General features: G+C 71.9%; 11 protein-coding genes. 3 read left to right on the top strand and 8 right to left on the bottom strand.

Annotation, left to right across the window (positions count from 1 at the left end; genetic code table 11):
- Nucleotides 1–207: 207 nt before the first annotated feature.
- The 4 genes from ilvC to ABZ809_RS25170 all read right to left on the bottom strand — a co-directional run bounded on the left by ilvC (nt 208) and on the right by ABZ809_RS25170 (nt 6446).
- A complete protein-coding gene (ilvC, locus tag ABZ809_RS25185) occupies nt 208–1221 on the bottom strand; it encodes a ketol-acid reductoisomerase (RefSeq protein ID WP_357565066.1) in 1014 nt (337 codons plus the stop codon).
- A gap of 130 nt (nt 1222–1351) precedes the next feature.
- Nucleotides 1352–1867, bottom strand: a complete 516-nt coding sequence (ilvN, locus tag ABZ809_RS25180; RefSeq protein WP_357565065.1) for an acetolactate synthase small subunit — start codon at nt 1865–1867, stop codon at nt 1352–1354.
- A gap of 81 nt (nt 1868–1948) precedes the next feature.
- Nucleotides 1949–3835 carry an acetolactate synthase large subunit gene (locus tag ABZ809_RS25175; protein WP_357565064.1) on the bottom strand — a complete coding sequence of 629 codons (1887 nt, stop codon included), beginning with the start codon at nt 3833–3835 and terminating at the stop codon, nt 1949–1951.
- A gap of 268 nt (nt 3836–4103) precedes the next feature.
- Entirely contained in the window at nt 4104–6446 is a 2343-nt protein-coding gene (locus ABZ809_RS25170) for a bifunctional diguanylate cyclase/phosphodiesterase (protein ID WP_357565063.1), read from the bottom strand.
- Nucleotides 6447–6555: 109 nt separating this feature from the next.
- Here ABZ809_RS25170 and ilvD point away from each other — a divergent pair, with 109 nt between their 5' ends.
- Nucleotides 6556–8403, top strand: a complete 1848-nt coding sequence (ilvD, locus tag ABZ809_RS25165) for a dihydroxy-acid dehydratase (RefSeq protein WP_357565062.1) — start codon at nt 6556–6558, stop codon at nt 8401–8403.
- Between the two features lie 84 nt (nt 8404–8487).
- Here the strand turns inward: ilvD and ABZ809_RS25160 are convergent, their stop codons facing one another.
- The 4 genes from ABZ809_RS25160 to ABZ809_RS25145 all read right to left on the bottom strand — a co-directional run bounded on the left by ABZ809_RS25160 (nt 8488) and on the right by ABZ809_RS25145 (nt 14248).
- Nucleotides 8488–10938 carry a glycoside hydrolase family 2 protein gene (locus ABZ809_RS25160; protein WP_357565061.1) on the bottom strand — a complete coding sequence of 817 codons (2451 nt, stop codon included), beginning with the start codon at nt 10936–10938 and terminating at the stop codon, nt 8488–8490.
- Nucleotides 10935–11789 carry a carbohydrate ABC transporter permease gene (locus ABZ809_RS25155; protein ID WP_357565100.1) on the bottom strand — a complete coding sequence of 285 codons (855 nt, stop codon included), beginning with the start codon at nt 11787–11789 and terminating at the stop codon, nt 10935–10937. Before ABZ809_RS25155 ends, ABZ809_RS25160 begins: the two co-directional genes overlap by 4 nt.
- Before the next feature lie 85 nt (nt 11790–11874).
- Entirely contained in the window at nt 11875–12891 is a 1017-nt protein-coding gene (locus ABZ809_RS25150) for a sugar ABC transporter permease (RefSeq protein WP_357565060.1), read from the bottom strand.
- Nucleotides 12892–12961: 70 nt separating this feature from the next.
- On the bottom strand, nt 12962–14248 hold the full coding sequence (locus tag ABZ809_RS25145; RefSeq protein ID WP_357565059.1) for an extracellular solute-binding protein: 1287 nt from the start codon (nt 14246–14248) through the stop codon (nt 12962–12964).
- Between the two features lie 378 nt (nt 14249–14626).
- Here ABZ809_RS25145 and ABZ809_RS25140 point away from each other — a divergent pair, with 378 nt between their 5' ends.
- Together ABZ809_RS25140 and ABZ809_RS25135 are read left to right on the top strand one after the other, a co-directional pair.
- Entirely contained in the window at nt 14627–15652 is a 1026-nt protein-coding gene (locus tag ABZ809_RS25140) for a LacI family DNA-binding transcriptional regulator (RefSeq protein ID WP_357565058.1), read from the top strand.
- 286 nt (nt 15653–15938) lie between these two features.
- On the top strand, nt 15939–18941 hold the full coding sequence (locus ABZ809_RS25135) for a carbohydrate binding domain-containing protein (protein WP_357565057.1): 3003 nt from the start codon (nt 15939–15941) through the stop codon (nt 18939–18941).
- Nucleotides 18942–19001: the final 60 nt, after the last annotated feature.

Here is a 19001-nt window from a genome sequence, read left to right as displayed (position 1 = left end):
TGCCCCGGACCGTGGGGTGAGTGCCCTCACAACGGGTGACGACCCGCCGGTGAACAGCGCGCGACGGCACGCCGTCGGCGGCTCGGCCGGCGGCGTCGTGACGGGTGGTGGAGGAGAACAGGCGGCGTCGGTGGTGGAGCGGAGAGAGCAGGCGGCCCGGCCCGGGCGCCGGGGAGAGCGCCGGGCCGGGCCGCCGGGGAGGGTACGTCAGGCGGTCTCGGTGATCGGGCGGTCGACCCAGCTCATCATCCCGCGCAGCTTGCGCCCGGTCTCCTCGATCGGGTGCGCCGCGCCCTCGGCCTGCCACTTGCTGAAGTTGGGCCGGCCCGCCTCGTCCTCGGCCACCCACTCCCGGGCGAACTCGCCGGACTGGACCTCGCTGAGGATCTTGCGCATCTCCTCCTTGACCCGGGAGTCGATGACGCGCGGGCCCCGGGACAGGTCGCCGTACTCGGCCGTGTCGGAGATGCTGTAGCGCATCTTGGCGATGCCGCCCTCGTACATGAGGTCGACGATCAGCTTCAGCTCGTGCAGGCACTCGAAGTAGGCCACCTCGGGGGCGTAGCCCGCCTCGGTGAGCACCTCGAAGCCGGTCTGCACGAGCGCCGCCGCGCCGCCGCAGAGCACCGCCTGCTCGCCGAAGAGGTCGGTCTCGGTCTCCTCGGTGAAGGTGGTCCTGATGGCGCCGGCCCGGGTGCCGCCGATGCCCTTGGCGTACGACAGGGCGAGGGCGAGCGCGTTGCCGCTGGCGTCCTGCTCGACGGCGACCAGGCAGGGCACGCCCTTGCCGTCGACGTACTGGCGGCGGACCAGGTGGCCGGGGCCCTTCGGCGCGACCATCGCCACGTCGACCTCGGCCGGCGGCTTGATCAGGCCGTAGCGGATGTTGAAGCCGTGGCCGAAGAAGATCGCCTTGCCCGGGGCCAGGTGGGGCGCGATCGACTCGGTGTAGAGGCGACGCTGGGCGGTGTCCGGCGCGAGGATCATGATGACGTCGGCCTCGGCCGCCGCCTCGGCCGGCGTGACGACCCGCAGGCCCTGCTCCTCGGCCTTGGCCCGGCTCTTGGAGCCCTCCGGCAGACCGATCAGCACGTCGACGCCGGAGTCACGCAGCGACAGCGCGTGGGCGTGCCCCTGGCTGCCGTAGCCGATCACCGCGACCTTCCGGCCCTGGATCAGGCCCAGGTCGGCATCGTCGTCGTAGTACACCTCAACGCTCATGATTTCCCTTTCGTACGACGGCCCGGGCGGTCCGTCGTGGCTCTGTGCGGTGTCGATCCCGGGCGGCGCGTGGCGCGCGCCGGCCCGGTCGGGCGGTTCGGGCGGCGCTCGGTGCGCCGTCCCGGTCGGGTCAGGCGGCCCGGAGCGCGGGCCCGGCGGTGATGGAGCGCGAGCCGCGCCCGATCGCCACCAGCCCGGACTGGACCATCTCCTTGATCCCGAAGGCTTCGAGGTCGCGCAGCAGCGCGTCGAGCTTGTCCGGGGTGCCGGTGGCCTCGATGGTCAGCGTGTCCGGCGCCACGTCGACCACCCGGGCCCGGAACAGGCTGACCGTCTCCAGCACCTGGGCCCGGGCCGCGCGGTCGGCGCGCACCTTGACCAGGAGCAGTTCCCGGGCGACCGAGACCTGCGGGTCCAGCTCGACGATCTTGAGTACGTTGACCAGCTTGTTGAGCTGCTTGGTGACCTGCTCCAGCGGGGACGACTCGGCGTTGACCACGATGGTGATCCGGGACACGTCCGGATTCTCGGTCTCGCCGACGGCGAGGCTGTCGATGTTGAAGCCCCGCCGGGAGAACAGCCCGGAGACGCGGGCCAGGACACCCGGCTTGTTCTCCACCAGGACGCTGAGGGTGTGGATGGTCATGCCCCGGCCCCGCTCCGCTCGGTCGCGCCCTGAGCCGGCACGGAACTGAGTTCGATCATTCGTTGGGTTGGCTCACTCATGTCAGATGTCATCCTCGTCGAAGACCGGGCGGACGCCCCGGGCGAACATGATCTCGTCGTTGCTGGTGCCGGCGGCGACCATCGGCCACACCATGGCGTCCTTGCCGACGACGAAGTCGATGACCACCGGGGCGTCGTCGATGGCCATGGCGGCCTCGATGGTCTTGTCGACGTCCTCGGCGTTCTCGCAGCGCAGCCCGATGCAGCCGAGCGCCTCGGCGAGCTTCACGAAGTCGGGGATGCGGTGCTTGTGGGTGCCGAGGTCGGTGTTGGAGTAGCGCTCCCCGTAGAACAGGGTCTGCCACTGCCGCACCATGCCGAGGTTGCCGTTGTTGATCACAGCGATCTTGACCGGGATGCCCTCCAGCGCGCAGGTGGCCAGTTCCTGGTTGGTCATCTGGAAGCAGCCGTCGCCGTCGATCGCCCACACCGTGGTGTCCGGCTTGCCGACCTTGGCGCCCATCGCCGCCGGCACGGCGTAACCCATCGTGCCGAGGCCCCCCGAGTTCAGCCAGGTGTACGGCTTCTCGTAGGAGATGAACTGCGACGCCCACATCTGGTGCTGGCCCACCCCGGCCACGAAGATCGCGTCCGGGCCGACGAGTTCGCCGAGCCGCTTGATCACGTACTGCGGGGAGAGCGTGCCGTCGGCCGGCTCCTCGTAGCCCAGCGGGTACCGCTTGCGCAGGTCGTCGAGCTGCGTCCACCAGTCGGTGAGGTCGGCCCGCCGGCTGGACGCCTGCTCGTTGCCCACGGCCGCGATCAGCTCGTCGATGACGTGCCGGGCGTCACCGACGATCGGGACGTCCGCGTGCCGGTTCTTACCGATCTCGGCCGGGTCGACGTCGGCGTGCACGACCGCCGCGTCCGGGGCGAAGGAGTCCAGCTTGCCGGTGACCCGGTCGTCGAACCGCGCGCCCAGGGCCACGATCAGGTCGGCCTTCTGCAACCCGTAGACCGCGGCGACCGTGCCGTGCATGCCGGGCATGCCCAGGTGCTGCGGGTGCGAGTCGGGGAACGCGCCGAGGGCCATCAGCGTGGTGACCACCGGGATCCCGGTCTGCTCGGCCAGCCGGCGCAGCCCTTCGGTGGCGCCGGCCTTCAGCACGCCGCCCCCGACGTAGAGCACCGGGCGTCGGGCCGTCGCCATCAGCCGGGCGGCCTCGCGGATCTGCTTGCCGTGCGGGTGCAGGGTCGGCCGGTAGCCGGGCAGGTCCAGCGTCGGCGGCCAGGTGAAGGTGGTGGGCGCCTGGAGGACGTCCTTGGGGATGTCGACCAGGACCGGGCCGGGCCGGCCGGTGGCCGCCAGGTGGAACGCCTCGGCCAGCACCCGGGGGATCTCCTCGGCGTCCTGCACCAGGAAGTTGTGCTTGGTGATCGGCAGGGTGATGCCCTGGATGTCCGCCTCCTGGAAGGCGTCCGTGCCGATCGCCGGCCGCGCGACCTGGCCGGTGATCGCCACCAGCGGCACCGAGTCCATGTACGCGTCGGCGATCGGGGTGACCAGGTTCGTCGCGCCGGGGCCGGAGGTGGCCATGCAGACCCCCACCCGACCGGTCGCCTGGGCGTAGCCCGTCGCCGCGTGCCCGGCGCCCTGCTCGTGGCGGACCAGGATGTGCCGGACGGTGGAGTCGTAGAGCGGGTCGTAGGCCGGCAGGATCGCGCCACCCGGGATGCCGAAGACGACGTCGACGCCGAGCGCCTCGAGGGACCGCACGAGCGAACCGGCACCGGAGACCTGGGCCGGGGCGGGCGTGCGTACCCCCGGGGCGGCCGGGGTGGCGGCGACGCGGGCGGGGCCGGTGTGGGCGGCGTCGCTCGCGGGCTCGGCGGCCGTGCGGGCCCGCCGGGCGGAGTGGGCGAGTGTCTCTGGCGTGGGTCTCGTCATGGCGGTTCATGCCTTCGGCTGGAGTGGGTGCGGTTGTTCGAGCGGGTGACGCGGGCAGCCGCCCACGTCGATGGGTCCGACGGCAACAAAAAAGCCCTCGTGCAGGATGCACGGGGCCAGCGCACTCTCGAGGTGGAGAGTGCGCTCAGGTAAGTACTCGCAGCGACCGGTACGACGACATGCGGTCAAGCCTGACGCATCTCACGCGATGAGTCAACTGATCCCACATGTTGGTTAACGGATCATGGACTTTCACCCGTCCGGGTGCCTACACACCCCGCTCCACCTGCGCGGATCCCTGCTCCGCCGGGCGCGGGGCGGGCATCCTCGGCAGCCGCCGTGGCGGCGGCGACGGTGCGGGTGGCGGGACGGGCGCCGGGGCCGGGCGGGCGCCGGGAGACGTGGCCGCCTCCAGCATCGCCTCCAGGTGCTCGGCCGGTACGCCCCAACCGAAGAGCGCGCCCTGACCGAACCGGCAGCCGGCGGCGACCACGGCGGCCAGCTCGGTCGGCGTGGTCACCCCCTCGGCGACGACCTCCAGGCCGAGCTGGTGACCGAGCCGCATGACGATGTCGACCATCGGCGCGAACGCCGGGCCGTCCCTGCCCACCGGCCGCACCGGCTCGTGCTCCGCGACCAGGCTGTGGTCGATCTTCAGGATGTCGATCGGCAGGCGGCGCAGCTGCCCGAGCGAGGAGTAGCCGGCGCCGAAGTCGTCCAGCGCGATCCGGACGCCGGTCGCCCGCAGCGCGGTCAACCGCCGGATCAACTCGTCGAGGTCCGTCGCGACGACGTGCTCGGTGACCTCCAGCACCAGCCGCTGCGGCGGCACGTTGTGGGCACGCAGCGCCTCGGCGACCTGGACCACGTATTCCGGGGCGTGCAGCTCGCGGGGGGACACGTTGACCGAGACCCACACGTCGTGACCGTCGGCCAGCCAGCGGGAGAGCTGGTGGCAGGCCTGGTGCAGCACCCAGGCGCCCAGCTTGCCGATCATCCCGCACTCCTCGGCGAGCGGGATGAACTCGTCGGGGCGGACGCTGCCCAGCACCGGATGGTGCCAGCGCAACAGCGCCTCCGCGCCGACCGGGCGGACCGAGGGCAGCGCGGCCACCGGCTGGAACACCTGGCGCAGCTCGCCGCGCTCGATCGCGCCGCGCAGCTCGTGTTCGAGCGTGGTGCGCCGGCGCAGCAGCTGGTCGTACGCGGCGTCGTAGCGCTCGATCCGGTTCTTGCCGCGCTGCTTGGCGTAGCGCAGCGCGAGGTCGGCGTGCCGCAGCAGCAGCTCCACGTCGGGCTTCTCGGCCCAGCCGGCCACGCCGATGCTCACCGACAGGAAGACCGGCCCGTCCGGCTGGTCGTAGGCCTGGCCGAACACGTCGAGCAGGCGCTCGGCGAGTCGGTCCGCGTCGGACGGGCAGCCGCGCGTCAGCACGGCGAACTCGTCGCCGCCGAGCCGGGCCGCCACGTCACCCGGCCGCAGGTTGGCGCGCAGCCGCTCACCCACCTCGGCCAGCACCGCGTCGCCGACGCCGTGGCCACGCACGTCGTTGACGTTCTTGAAGCCGTCGAGGTCGAGGCAGAGGAGCACGACGGGGGCGCCGGCCCCGGCGCAGCGGTGCAGCGCCTGCAACAACCCCCGCCGATTGGCCAGGGCGGTCAGGGCGTCGGTGTGCGCCAGCTCACGGAAGTGCGCCTCACGATCGGCCAGCCGGCCGGCGTAGCCGCGCACGTCGTGCAGCGCGAGGTACTGCCTGCCCACCAGGGCGAAGCCCTCGACGCTGCCGGCGACGATGCCGAACACGTCGAACCGGCCGTCCTGGAGCAGGTGGTACATCGCCGAGGCCGCCATCGCGAACATCGGGACGAACGCGTACGCGCCGTCCCGGCTGATCAGGTCGAGGGCGGTCCGGGCCGCCCCGGCGGCCACCCGGCGGGCGGCCAGCGCGGCGGTGAGCAGGCCGGCGGCGAGCACCCCCGCCCCGACCAGCGCCACACCCGGCCCGGCCTGGCACAGACCGGCGGCCACGAGGAGCCCGCCGCAGGCCACCGCGGTGGCTCCGGCGCCCAGCCCGGCGTGGAAACGGCGCGGCGACGGGGCCCGGAAGGCCACGACGAGGGCGAGCCCGGCGGTCAGCGCCGCGCTGACCGTGGCGAGCAGGATCGGCACGCAGGCCACCGGGGTGGCGCCGCCGAGCAGCCGGGTGGGCTCGGAGACGAGCACCCAGCCGACGAACCAGAACGCCGCCGCCATCACCGTGCCGTCGAGCGCCAGCCGGGCCGTGGCCGCCGCCGGGGAGGCCACGCCGGGCAGCCGGAGCAGCCCGACGGAGAAGATCAGCCCGCTGACCGCCGTGCCGATCGCGACGACGCCCGCCCAGAGCATGCGCGACTGCGGCGGGTGCCCCGCGTGCCCGGGGGTGGAGAGCGCCACGGCGACGCCGACCAGCAGGGTGACCAGCGCCACCCCGGACGCGGCGGCGAGCAGCGCGTGCGCCTGCCGGTGCGGTCCGGCGCGGCGCCGGGCGTCGATGGCCGACAACGCGGTGGCCGCGGTGGCGGCCAGCCCGCACAGCGCCGCCGCCACGATCATGCCCGGGGGGACCTGCACGTGCTCACTCTGCCGGATGCGGGCGCCGCGTGGGGGCCGGATGCGCATCCTTTGGGACACGGCACGCACCCCCGCCGGTCGCTCCGGTGACGGTGCCACACTGGTACGCATGCCTGAGCTGCGGTCGAGGACCTCCACCCACGGTCGGACGATGGCCGGCGCCCGGGCCCTGTGGCGGGCCACCGGGATGACCGACGACGACTTCGGCAAGCCGATCGTCGCCATCGCCAACAGTTTCACCCAGTTCGTACCCGGTCACGTGCACCTCAAGGACCTCGGCGGCCTGGTCGCCGAGGCGGTGGCCGAGGCCGGCGGGGTGGGTCGGGAGTTCAACACCATCGCGGTGGACGACGGCATCGCGATGGGTCACGGCGGCATGCTCTACTCCCTGCCGAGCCGCGAGCTGATCGCCGACGCGGTCGAGTACATGGTCAACGCGCACTGCGCCGACGTCCTGGTCTGCATCTCGAACTGCGACAAGATCACCCCGGGGATGCTGCTCGCCGCGCTGCGGCTGAACATCCCGACCGTCTTCGTCTCCGGCGGGCCGATGGAGGCCGGCAAGACGGTGGCGATCGAGGGCATCGTGCACTCCAAGATCGACCTCATCGACGCGATGATCGCCTCCTCCAACGAGGCGGTCACCGACGACCAGCTCGACGCGATCGAGCGGTCCGCCTGCCCGACCTGCGGCTCCTGCTCCGGCATGTTCACCGCCAACTCGATGAACTGCCTCACCGAGGCGATCGGCCTGGCGCTGCCGGGCAACGGCTCGACGCTGGCCACCCACGCCGCGCGCCGGTCGCTCTTCGTGGAGGCCGGCCGCACCGCCGTGGAGATCGCCAAACGGTGGTACGACGGCGACGACGCCTCGGTGCTGCCCCGCACGGTCGCCAGCCGGGCCGCCTTCGAGAACGCGGTCGCCCTCGACGTGGCGATGGGCGGCTCGACCAACACGATCCTGCACCTGCTCGCCGCCGCCCGCGAGGCCGAGCTGGACTTCGGCGTCGCCGACATCGACGCCATCTCCCGCCGGGTGCCCTGCCTGGCCAAGGTCGCGCCGAACTCCCCGCAGTACCACATGGAGGACGTGCACCGGGCCGGCGGCATCCCCGCCATCCTCGGCGAGCTGGACCGGGCCGGCCTGCTCAACCGGGACGTGCACGCGGTGCACTCCCCCAGTCTGGAACGCTGGCTGGCCGACTGGGACGTCCGGGGCGGGTCGGCGACGCCGGAGGCGGTGGAGCTGTTCCACGCCGCCCCGGGCGGGGTGCGCACCACCGAGCCGTTCTCCACCACCAACCGCTGGTCGTCGCTGGACACCGACGCGGCCGGCGGCTGTGTGCGGGACCTCGCGCACGCGTACTCGGCCGACGGCGGGCTGGCGATCCTGCACGGCAACCTGGCCCCGGACGGCTGCGTGGTGAAGACCGCCGGGGTGCCCGAGGAGTGCCTGACGTTCCGCGGCCCCGCCAAGGTCTACGAGTCCCAGGACGACGCGGTGACGGCCATCCTCGCCAAGCAGGTCGTCGCCGGCGACGTGGTGGTGATCCGCTACGAGGGGCCGAAGGGTGGCCCCGGCATGCAGGAGATGCTCTACCCCACCTCGTTCCTCAAGGGCCGGGGGCTGGGCCGCTCCTGCGCGCTGCTCACCGACGGCCGCTTCTCCGGCGGCACCTCCGGGCTCTCCATCGGGCACGTCTCCCCGGAGGCGGCCTCCGGCGGGCTGATCGCCCTCGTCGAGCCCGGCGACGAGATCGTCATCGACATCCCGGGCCGCTCGATCGAGCTGAACGTGGCCCCGGAGGTGCTGGAGGCCCGCCGGATCGCCCAGGAGAAGCGCGACCGCCCGTACACCCCGGTCGACCGGCAGCGGCCGGTGTCGGCGGCGCTGCGCGCGTACGCCTCGATGGCCACCTCGGCCAGCGACGGCGCCTACCGCCGCGTCCCGGAGTGACACGAGCAGATCTTGGTAGGAAACGGCCCCTCCAGGGGCGCTTTCCTACCAAGATCTGCTCGTGTACCGGCGCGGCCGGCCAGGTCAGCCGGCGGCTGTGTCGTTGACGCAGCGCAGGACCGGGCGGGCGGTCAGGGCCGCCGGGTCCAGTGGCCCGGCCGCGCGCACCGTGAACGTGGCCGACTCCCCCGGCAGCAGGGTGACCAGCGCCTCGTCGACCTCGGCCGCCGGGTCGAGCCGGTCCGGGAAGAGCGTCAGGTCCCGCAGGACCGTCCTGGCGGTGACCCGGATCCGCTGCCCGCCGTCGACGGGCTCGACCGTCGCGTCCCAACCGGCCGCCGGCCAGTCGGCGTCGCGGTCCTCGGCGAAGAACCAGAGCGCCCGTTCCGCCGTGTCGCCCGCCTCGGCCACCAGCAGCTCGCGACGGGCCTCATCCGGCCGCGCCAGCTCCGCCGGCAGCGCCAGCTCCAGCCTGCCGTACGCGGGGACGTCCAGCTCCAGCGTCGTCTTCGCCCGTGGCGCACCGGCCAGGGTCAGCCGGGTCACCGAGGCGGTCGCCCGCCACGGGGCCGCGCCGTCGTTGACCGCGACCACGGCCAGGCCGCCCTCGCGGGGCTGGACGGTCAGCAGCCGGTCCGCGTACGCCCGGCGCAGCGCGTACCACAGCGGCTTGCGGCGGCCGTCGCCGTCGACGGCCGACCATGAGGTCACCGGCCAGCAGTCGTTGAGCTGCCAGACGATGGTGCCGGCGCAGACGTCCCGGTGGGAGCGGAAGTGCTCCACCCCGAGCTGGATGGCCCGGGCCTGGTTGAGCTGGGTCAGCCAGTGCCAGTCGTCGAAGTCCGCCGGCGCCGGCAGGTGCGCGTCGAGCCCGCGCCGCAGCTTGGCGTCCCCGTCGATCGCCTTCTGGTGGTGCGCCATCCCGGGCGAGTCGGGTGCGAGGGGCTCGTCCGACAGTGCCCGGCGCAGCGTCGCGTACGCGGGCGGGGCCTGGTAGCCGAACTCGGCGACGAAGCGCGGCACGTAGTCCCGGTATCTCGTGTAGTCGTCGGTGTTCCAGACGTCCCAGATGTGCGTGGTGCCGTGCGCCGGGTCGTTGGGGTGGATCTCCTCGCTGCCGGACCACGGGCTGCCGGGCCAGTACGGCCGCGTCGGGTCCAGCTCGCCGACGATCCGGGGCAGCAGCTCCAGGTAGTAGCCGCGCCCCCAGCTGCGCCCCGCGAGGGGCTCCTGCCAGTCCCAGTCGTGCCAACCCCAGATGTTCTCGTTGTTGCCGGTCCAGAGCACCAGCGACGGGTGCGGCGCCAGCCGGACGACCTGCTCGGCGGCCTCGGCGGCCACCTCGGCGCCCAGCGGCTCCTCCTCGGGGTAGGCGGCGCAGGCGAAGAGGAAGTCCTGCTGCACGAGCAGGCCCAACTCGTCGGCGAGGTCGTAGAAGTCGTCCGACTCGTACCGGCCGCCGCCCCACACGCGCAGCAGGTTGACGTTCGCGTCGGCGGCCTGCCGGAACCGGTGCGCCAGCCGGTCCCGGGTGATCCGGGTGGGGAAGGCGTCGTCGGGGATCCAGTTCACCCCCCGGACGAAGACCGGGGTGTCGTTGACGTGCAGGGCGAACGGGGTGCCGTGCGCGTCGGGGGTGGTGTCGAGGCGTACCGACCGGAACCCGATGCGCCGCGACCAGGTGTCGAGCGGGCGGTCGTCGGCGTGGTGCAGCGTCACCTCCAGCGGGTGCAGCGGCTGGTCGCCGTACCCCCGGGGCCACCACAGCGCCGGGTCGCGGACGGTGAGGGCCAGCACGGCCGTGCGCTGCCCGGCCGCGATGGTCGCCTCGGCCGCCGCGCCGGCGACGGTGGCCCGCACGGTCAACGGCGCGTCGCCGGCCCGCTCGACCTCGACGTGCAGCTCCACCCGGCCGTCACCGTTCTCGACCGTCACCAGGGGACGTACGGCGGCCAGCCGGGCCGTGCCCCAGGCGTGCAGCCCGATCTCCTGCCAGATGCCGGCGGTGACCAGGGTCGGCCCCCAGTCCCAGCCGAAGTTGCAGGCCATCTTGCGGATGAACGGGAACGGCTCCGGGTAGGCGTTCGGCCGGTCGCCGAGCCGGTCGCGCTGCGCCTCGGCGTAGCCGTAGGCGGAGTCGAAGCGTACGGCCAGGGTGTTGGACCCGGCGACCAGCAGCGACCGGACGTCGAAGCGGTAGCCGCGGTGCATGTTCTCGGTGCGGCCGACCTCGGTGCCGTTGAGGGTGAGCGTGGCGACGGTGTCCAGGCCGGCGCAGACGAGGTCGATCCGCTGCTCGTCGCCCGGCTGGTGGGCGAAGGTGGTCTCGTAGACCCAGTCGGTCCGGCCGATCCAGGCCGCCCCCTTCTCGTTGTCGTCCAGGTACGGGTCGGGGATCAGGCCGGCGGCCAGCAGGTCGGTGTGCACGCAGCCGGGGACCGTGGCCGGGACGCGACGCCCCGCGATCCCCACCGGCACCTGTGGCCCCTCCACCGCCCGCAGGGTCCAGCCCTCGTGCAACGCTTGCCGGGTCACGACTTCACCGCACCTTCCATGATTCCGCGGACGATCTGACGGCCGCCGATGAAGAGCATCACCAGCAGCGGGAGGGTGGCGACCAGGGCGCCGGCGAGCACCCGCCGGTACAGCACGTAGTTGCCGCTGGCGAGGTCGGACAGGGCGACCATCGAGGTCGGGAAGTCGGTGCCGCCGAGCGTGATCAGCGGCCACTGGAACTCGTTCCAGGTGGCGACGAAGGTCAGCAGGCCGAGCACCGCCATGGCGGGCCGGACCGCCGGCACCACCACGCTCCAGAAGATCCGCATGGTGCTCGCGCCGTCCATCCGCGCGGCCTCGACCAGCTCGTCGGGGACCGCGTCAAGGATGAACTGCCGCATGTAGAAGACCCCGAAAGCGCTGACCAGGCCGGGCACGATGACGGCGAGGAGGGTGCCGTTCCAGCCACCCTCGCCGGGCATCCGGCCCATCAGGATGTAGAGCGCGACGACGCCGAGCTGGTTGGGCACCGTCATGGTCAGGATGACCATGACCATCAGCGCGTTCCGGCCCTTGAAGCGCAGCTTGGCGAACGCGAAGCCGGCCAGCGAGCAGAAGAAGAGCACCGACGCCGTCACCACCGACGACACGATCACGCTGTTGCCGAGTGACTGGAGGAAGAACACGTCCTGCATGGAGAAGACCTCCCGCAGGTTGGTGACCAGTTGCCCGCCGGGCAGCACCTGCGGCGGGATCTGCGCCAGCGCCTCGTCGGTGTTCGTCGCGATGACGAACATCCAGTAGAGGGGGAACGCCGAGAACGTGATCACGACGCTCAGGAACAGGTAGGTCCAGACGCTGCCGGGCATGTGCTGCGGTGCCCGGCCCATCAGCACCGCCCGCCGGGAATTCGAGGCGCTCACCGGTGCCACCTTTCGTTCGCGACTGCGGGGCTCGCAAGCTCACTCCTCGCGCTCACCGCTTACCACCCCCCAGGCGGTTGGTGACCAGGGCGTTGACCGCCGCGACGAGCAGGATGATCAGGAACAGCGCCCAGGACATGGCGGCGGCGTAGCCGAGGTTCAGGTCCCGCCAGCCGACCTTGTAGATGAGCTGCGCGACGGTCTGCCACTGCCCGTCGTCACCGCCGAGGCCCAGCGCCGGGTTGCTGTCGAAGAGCATCGGCTCGGTGAACAGCTGCAGGCCACCGATGGTGGAGAGCACGACGGTGAAGATGACCACCGGCCGGATCATCGGCACGGTGATCCGCCACAGTTGGCGCCACGGCCCGGCCCCGTCGACGGCGGCGGCCTCGTAGACGTCGCGCGGGATGGACTGCATGGCGGCCAGGTAGAGCAACGCGTTGTAGCCGATCCACTTCCAGTTGACCATGGTGGCGACGGCGATCCAGGAGGACCACTTGGCGGCCCGCCAGTCGATCGGCTCGGTCTCCCCGATGCCGAGCAGCGACAGCGCCCAGTTGGCGATGCCGGTGTCCCGGGCGAACACCACCGAGAAGATCAGCGTGGAGGCGGTCACCGGGGTGATGTACGGCAGCAGCACCCCGACCCGGAACCAGGTCTGGGCCCGCAGCTTGCGGTTCAGCAGCGACGCGACGACCAACGCCAGCAGCAGTTGCGGCACGGTGGAGAGCAGGAAGATGCCGAAGGTGTTGGCGAGCGCGTTGAAGAAGTCGTCGTCGGTGAACAGGCGGCGGAAGTTCTCCAGCCCGGCCCAACCGGTGAGCGTCGGGTCGTCGAGTCGCCAGTTGCGCAGGGCGACGACGCCGTTGAAGACGATCGGGAAGAGCCCGAACACCGCGAAGAGCAGGAAGAACGGGGCGATCAGCAGGTACGGCACGTAGCGCAGGTCGAAGCGGTACAGCCGGGTGCGCCAGCCGGCCGGCTCTGGTCGGCGCGCCCGGCGCTCGGCCGTCGCACCAGGCTCCTGGCCGGGCCGCGGCGCCGTGGGGGCGGCACGGGTGGTGGACATCGGGCACCTCCAGGCACCGTGGGAAGGGCCGGTCGGGGCGCGGCGCGAGCCGGCCCCGACCGGCGCGCGGTCAGGACGTGGCGGCCTTCTCGGCTTCCTTGACCGCCTCGGTCCACGCCTGGTCGGGCTTGCCCTTCAGGTTGCCGGTGGCCAGGCGGTTGAGGACGTTCTCCACCGCCACCCGGGTCGGGCCGTTGCGCTTGCCGAGGTACTGCGGGGTCAGGTTCTCCGCCGTCTTGGAGAAGATCTGGCCCACCGGGGCGTTGTTGAAGAAGGGGTTGGTGAAGTCCCGGATCGCCGGGTCCTGGTAGAGCGCCGGCTGCGAGGGCAGGTTGCCGACCTTCTTGAAGATCTCGATCTGCTGCTCGGGCTGGACCAGCCACTCCAGGAGCTTGTACGCCTCGTCGACGTTCTTGCCCTGCTTGGGAATGGTCAGGAACGAGCCGCCCCAGTTGCCGCCACCGCCGGGGATCGCGGCCACGTCCCACTTTCCGCTGGTGCCGGGGGCGGTGTTCTTGATGTGCCCCTGCATCCAGGCCGGGCAGGCGAGCACGGCGAAGCTGCCCTTGACGAAGCCGCTGTTCCACTCGGGCGAGAACGCGGCGAGGTTGGCCGACAGGTCGGCGGCGATCGTCCTGGCCGCCACGTCGAAGGCGACCTTCGGGCCGCCGTCCATCTTCAGCGTGTCGCTCTCGTCGTAGAAGCCGACGGGCTGCTGCCCGAGGACGGGATTGAAGACGTTGGTGCCGGCGTCGATGAACTTCTTGCCGCTCTTGGCGACGTACTGCTGGCCGACCTCGATGAACCTGTCCCAGGTGGGCCAGAGCGCGGAGACCTGGTCGCGCTCGGTGGGCAGGCCGGCGGCCTTGAACAGGTCGGTGCGGTAGCACATGGCGAGCCCGCCGATGTCGGTGCCGAGGCCGATCTGGGTCTTGCCGTCGGGCGTCAGGGTCTGCTTCCACTTCCAGGGCAGGTACTTCTGCTCGTACGAGCCGGCGCCCTTGTCGAGCAGGTTGACGAACTTGTCGGCCTGGCCGCGGAACTGGATGGCGAAGCCCTCGTCGATGGCGGCGATGTCCGGCGCGCCGGAGCCCGCGATGAGCTTCTTCTGCAGGTCCTCGTGCTGGGCGTTGTACTCGCCGGTGTTCAGGCTGATCTTCACGCCCGGGTTGGCGTCCTCGTACTTCGCCTTCAGCTCGTCGAGCCCGAAGTCGCCCCAGAAATTGATCTTCAGCGTGACGGTGTCGCCCGACTGCGAGCCGCCGCCCCCGCTGTTGCCGCTGCACGCCGCGACCAGGACCAGGCTGACCGCGCCGACGGCGGCCGTCCGCGCCCAGTGGGCCAAGGACCGTCTCATGTCATCCTCCGCGCCAGGTGAGAACGCCCTCGGTATCGAAGGACGTTGACTGAACCGGATAAGTGACGACACCGTACGGGCCGGCATCGACAGTGTCAACGGGCGATGAAATCCGCAATCTTGCGGTAACTTTCATCAATGGTGGGAGCGCGATCATGCAAGGTCGCAGGGTTTGGGAGGCATTCTGTACGCCGGCCGACCGTGCCCGGGCAGAGTTGCCTCGCGCAGACTTAACCGGGAAAGCTCATTCCCGCCTCTCGCCATCGCGGGCGGGCCGACGGCCGGCCCGACCGGCCCGGGAGCCGGTGCAGTAGCGTGAATCGCCGCCGGTCGCCCCGGCGTCGTGGTGACACCCGCCAGGGCGGGAGAGCGGAGGATGTGCCGGTGAAGCGGCCCACGATCGCCGACGTCGCCCGGCGCGCCGGGGTGTCCAAGGGGGCGGTGTCCTACGCGCTGAACGGCCAGCCGGGAGTCTCCGATGCCACCCGGCAGCGGATCCTCGCCATCGCCGCCGAGATCGGCTTCAACCCGAGCCGCGCCGCCCGATCCCTCTCCGGGGCCACCGCCGACGCCGTCGGCCTGGCCCTGTGCCGCCCGGCCCGTACGCTCGGCATCGAGCCGTTCTTCATGGAGCTGATCAGCGGCGTCGAGGCCGAGCTCTCCGCCCGGTCGTACGCGCTCACCCTCCAGATGGTGGCCGATCCGGAGGCGGAGATCGCGGTCCACCGCCGGTGGTGGGGCGAGCGCCGGGTCGACGGCGTCCTCGTCTGCGACCTGCGCACCGACGACCGCCGGGTGCCGGCGCTGGAGGAGTTGGGCCTGCCCGCGGTGGTGATCGGCGGTCCGGACGGCACCGGCGGGCTCGCCAGCGTCTGGGCCGACGACGCGGCGGCGCTGGTGGAGACCGTCGAGTACCTGGTCGCCCTCGGGCACCGCCGGATCGCGCGGGTCGGCGGGCTGCCCGACCTGCTGCACACCGAGATCCGCACCGACGCGTTCGCCCAGGCGTGCCGGCGGCTCGGCCTGGCCGACGCGGTCACCGTCCCGTCGGACTACACCGGCGAGGAGGGGGCGCGCGCGACGCGCAGGCTGCTCAGCTCGGCGGGTCGCCCCACCGCGGTGATCTACGACAACGACGTGATGGCGATCGCGGGGCTGTCGGTGGCCCAGGAGATGGGCCTCACCGTGCCGGGCGACCTGTCCATCGTGGCCTGGGACGACTCGCCGCTCTGCCAGCTGGTGCACCCGCCGCTGACCGCGCTCGGCCGGGACATCCCGGCGTACGGCGCGCACGCCGCCCGGCAGTTGCTCGCGGTGATCGGCGGCGCGCCGGCCGGCCGCGTCCAGGACGAGACGGCACACCTCACCCCGAGGGGCAGCACGGCGCCACCCCGCGCCAGGTGAACGGGTTCACCCCTCCACACCGCACCTCGACGATCGCGAACTGACCCGGCCGGTCCGCCCCAGGTGGACGGGCGGGTCCCGCCTGTTGTGAACGTCTGGTGTCAGGACGTTGATGGTGGTAACTTTCTCGCCACTTGCAAGACCTTGCAGAAACATTCGTCCATCTGTGTCGCAAGGCGTCACCGTTCTGTCCAGACCGGACAGGCTGCTTCCACCATCGACGGCTGTCCTGCAAGCCACCCCCGTCCCGTCGGCCCCGCCGACAACCTTCCCCCGAGGAGGTCCGATGCGCCTTGGCACCGGACGACGACGGATAATCGGGGCCGCGCTGGCCGCCGGGATCACCGTCGGGCTGGCCCCGCTCAGCACAGCGGCCGCCGCGAACTCCGTGACCGTCTACTACCGACCCCCCACCTCCTGGACCGGCCAGGTCAACATCCACTACGCCCCGGACGGCGGCGCCTGGACGGCCGTGCCGGGAGTGGCGATGGAGACCGCGTGCGCCGGCTGGCGCAAGCGCACCGTCGACGCCGGCACCGCCACCGGCCTCCAGGTGGTGTTCAACGACAACGCCGGCACCTGGGACAACAACCGGGGCGCGAACTACCGCACCGGCACCGGAACGGTGACCATCGCCGACGGCGTGGTCGGCACGGGCGACCCGTGCGCCGGCACCCCCACGCCCAGCCCGTCGAACCCGCCGACCGGCCGGACGGCCGACGTCTGGTACCACGTCGGAACCAGGGGCTGGACCACCGCGAACATCCACTACCAGCCCGCCGGCGGCGCCTGGACCACCGTCCCCGGCGTACCGATGGAGGCGGGCTGCACCGGCTGGGCCCGCCGGGTGGTCGACCTCGGCACCGCCGCCACGCTGCGGGCGGCGTTCAACAACGGCGCCGGGGCCTGGGACAACAACAACGGCGCGGACTACACCCTCGGCGCCGGGGTGAGCACCGTCAGGGCGGGAGTGGTGACCGCGGGCGCGGACTCGCCGTGCGCCCCCACTCCCCCGGACACCACGCCGCCGTCCACCCCGACAGGGCTGGGCGCGACCGCCAACGGGCTGCGGATCGCGGTGGCCTGGGCGGCGGCCACCGACGACCGTGCCGTGACCGGCTACCGGCTCACCCGTACCGGCGGGCCGGAGGGCACCGTCACGGTGACCACCACCGGCACCAGCCACGTCGACGCGACGCTGAGCCCCAACACCCGGTACGAGTACACCGTCCGGGCGTACGACGCGGCCGGCAACACCTCCCCGGCCAGCGCCCCCGCCGCGGCGACCACCGGCACCACCCCGCCGGCGCCCGCGCCCGGCACCCCGCTCGGCGGCGACCCCCGCGAGGACAGCATCTACTTCGTGATGACCGCCCGGTTCGCCGACGGCGACAGCACCAACAACCGGGGCGGCAGCCAGCACGTGAAGTCCGGCAACGCGGCCAACGACGACCCGATGTTCCGCGGCGACTTCAAGGGCCTGATCGACAAGCTCGACTACATCAAGGGGCTCGGCTTCTCCGCGCTCTGGATCACCCCGGTCGTGCTGAACCGTTCCGACTACGACTTCCACGGCTACCACGGCTGGGACTTCTACCGGGTCGACCCACGGCTGGAGAGCCCCGGCGCGAGCTACCAGGACCTGATCAACGCCGCGCACGGCAAGGGCATCAAGATCTTCCAGGACGTGGTCTACAACCACAGCTCGCGGTGGGGCGCCAAGGGGCTGTTCACCCCGACCGTGTACGGCGTCCGCGACGAGCAGTGGAAGTGGATGTACAGCAGGCCGGAGGCGGGGCGCGAGTACGACCCCACGGTCGAGCACCCCGGCACCGACCCGGAGCTGACCCCGGCGCAGAACGCCCTCGCCAAGGGCCGCCCCTACAACGGGGACGTCTGGTCGACCACCGCGCCGACCGGCAACCAGTGCCCGCGCTGGGGCTCCCCGGCCGGCACCAGCCCCGAGGGCTTCCGGCTCTACGAGTGCCAGTGGCCGACGCCGACCAGCAAGCTCTTCCCGGCCGACCTGTACCACCAGTGCTGGATCGGCAACTGGGAGGGCGAGGACTCGCGCAGCTGCTGGCTGCACGAGGACCTGGCCGACTTCAACACCGAGAACGCCACCGCGCAGAAGTACCTGATCGACGCGTACAACAAGTTCATCGACATGGGGGTGGACGGCTTCCGCATCGACACGGCCGTGCACATCCCCCGGGTCACCTGGAACCGGCGTTTCCTGCCGGCGATCCAGCAGCACGCGCTGGCCAGGCACGGCGAGAAGGGCCGGGACTTCTACGTCTTCGGCGAGGTCGCCGCGTTCGTCAACGACAAGTGGAACCGGGGCTCGGTGAACCACTCGGCGCAGTTCTTCACCTGGAAGGAGCGCAAGGAGTACAGCGCCGACGACGTGCGGGCCGCCATCGAGCAGTACGACCACGAGCAGCTGATCGGCCCGAGCGGGCAGCCCACCAGCGACAACGCGTTCCTGCGCGGGAACACCTACCACGCGCCGGACCACTCGAAGTTCTCCGGCATGAACGTCATCGACATGCGCATGCACATGAACTTCGGCGACGCGAACAACGCCTTCGGCAACGGCAGGGACTCCGACGACAGCTACAACGACGCGACCTACAACGTCGTGTACGTCGACAGCCACGACTACGGGCCGAACAAGTCGAACACCCGGTACACCGGGGGCACCGACGCCTGGGCGGAGAACATGAGCCTGATGTGGACGTTCCGGGGCATCCCGACGCTCTACTACGGCTCCGAGATCGAGTTCCAGAAGGGCGCGAAGATCGACTGCGGGCCGACCTGCCCGCTGGCCACCACCGGCCGGGCCTACTACGGCAACCACCTGGCGGGCACGGTCACCGCGGCCGACTTCGGCCGGGTCAGCTCCGCCACCGGACCGGTCGCCAGCACGCTGGACAAGCCGCTGGTCAAGCACGTGCAGCGGCTCAACCAGATCCGCCGGGCGGTGCCGGCCCTGCAGAAGGGGCAGTACTCGACCGAGGGGATCAGCGGCGCCATGGCGTACAAGCGACGCTTCACCGCCGGCGGCGTGGACAGCTTCGCGCTGGTCACGGTCTCCGGAAGCGCGACGTTCACCGGCGTGCCCAACGGCCGGTACGTCGACGCGGTCACCGGCGACGTCCGGACCGTCACCAACGGGACGCTGACGGCGAGCGTCAGCGGCCAGGGCAACCTGCGGGTGTACGTGCTGGACCTGCCGGGCAACCCGGCACCGGGCAAGGTCGGCGAGACCGGCCCCTACCTGCGGTGACACCGGTGGCGGGGCGGCTGCACCGGCCGTCCCGCCACCACCTGCCGCCCGGCCCGGGGC

Source organism: Micromonospora sp. NPDC047074 (assembly GCF_040643815.1).
Lineage (GTDB): Bacteria > Actinomycetota > Actinomycetes > Mycobacteriales > Micromonosporaceae > Micromonospora.
The sequence above is the reverse complement of the archived record's forward strand: the minus strand, read 5'-3'. Positions and strand labels throughout refer to the sequence as shown.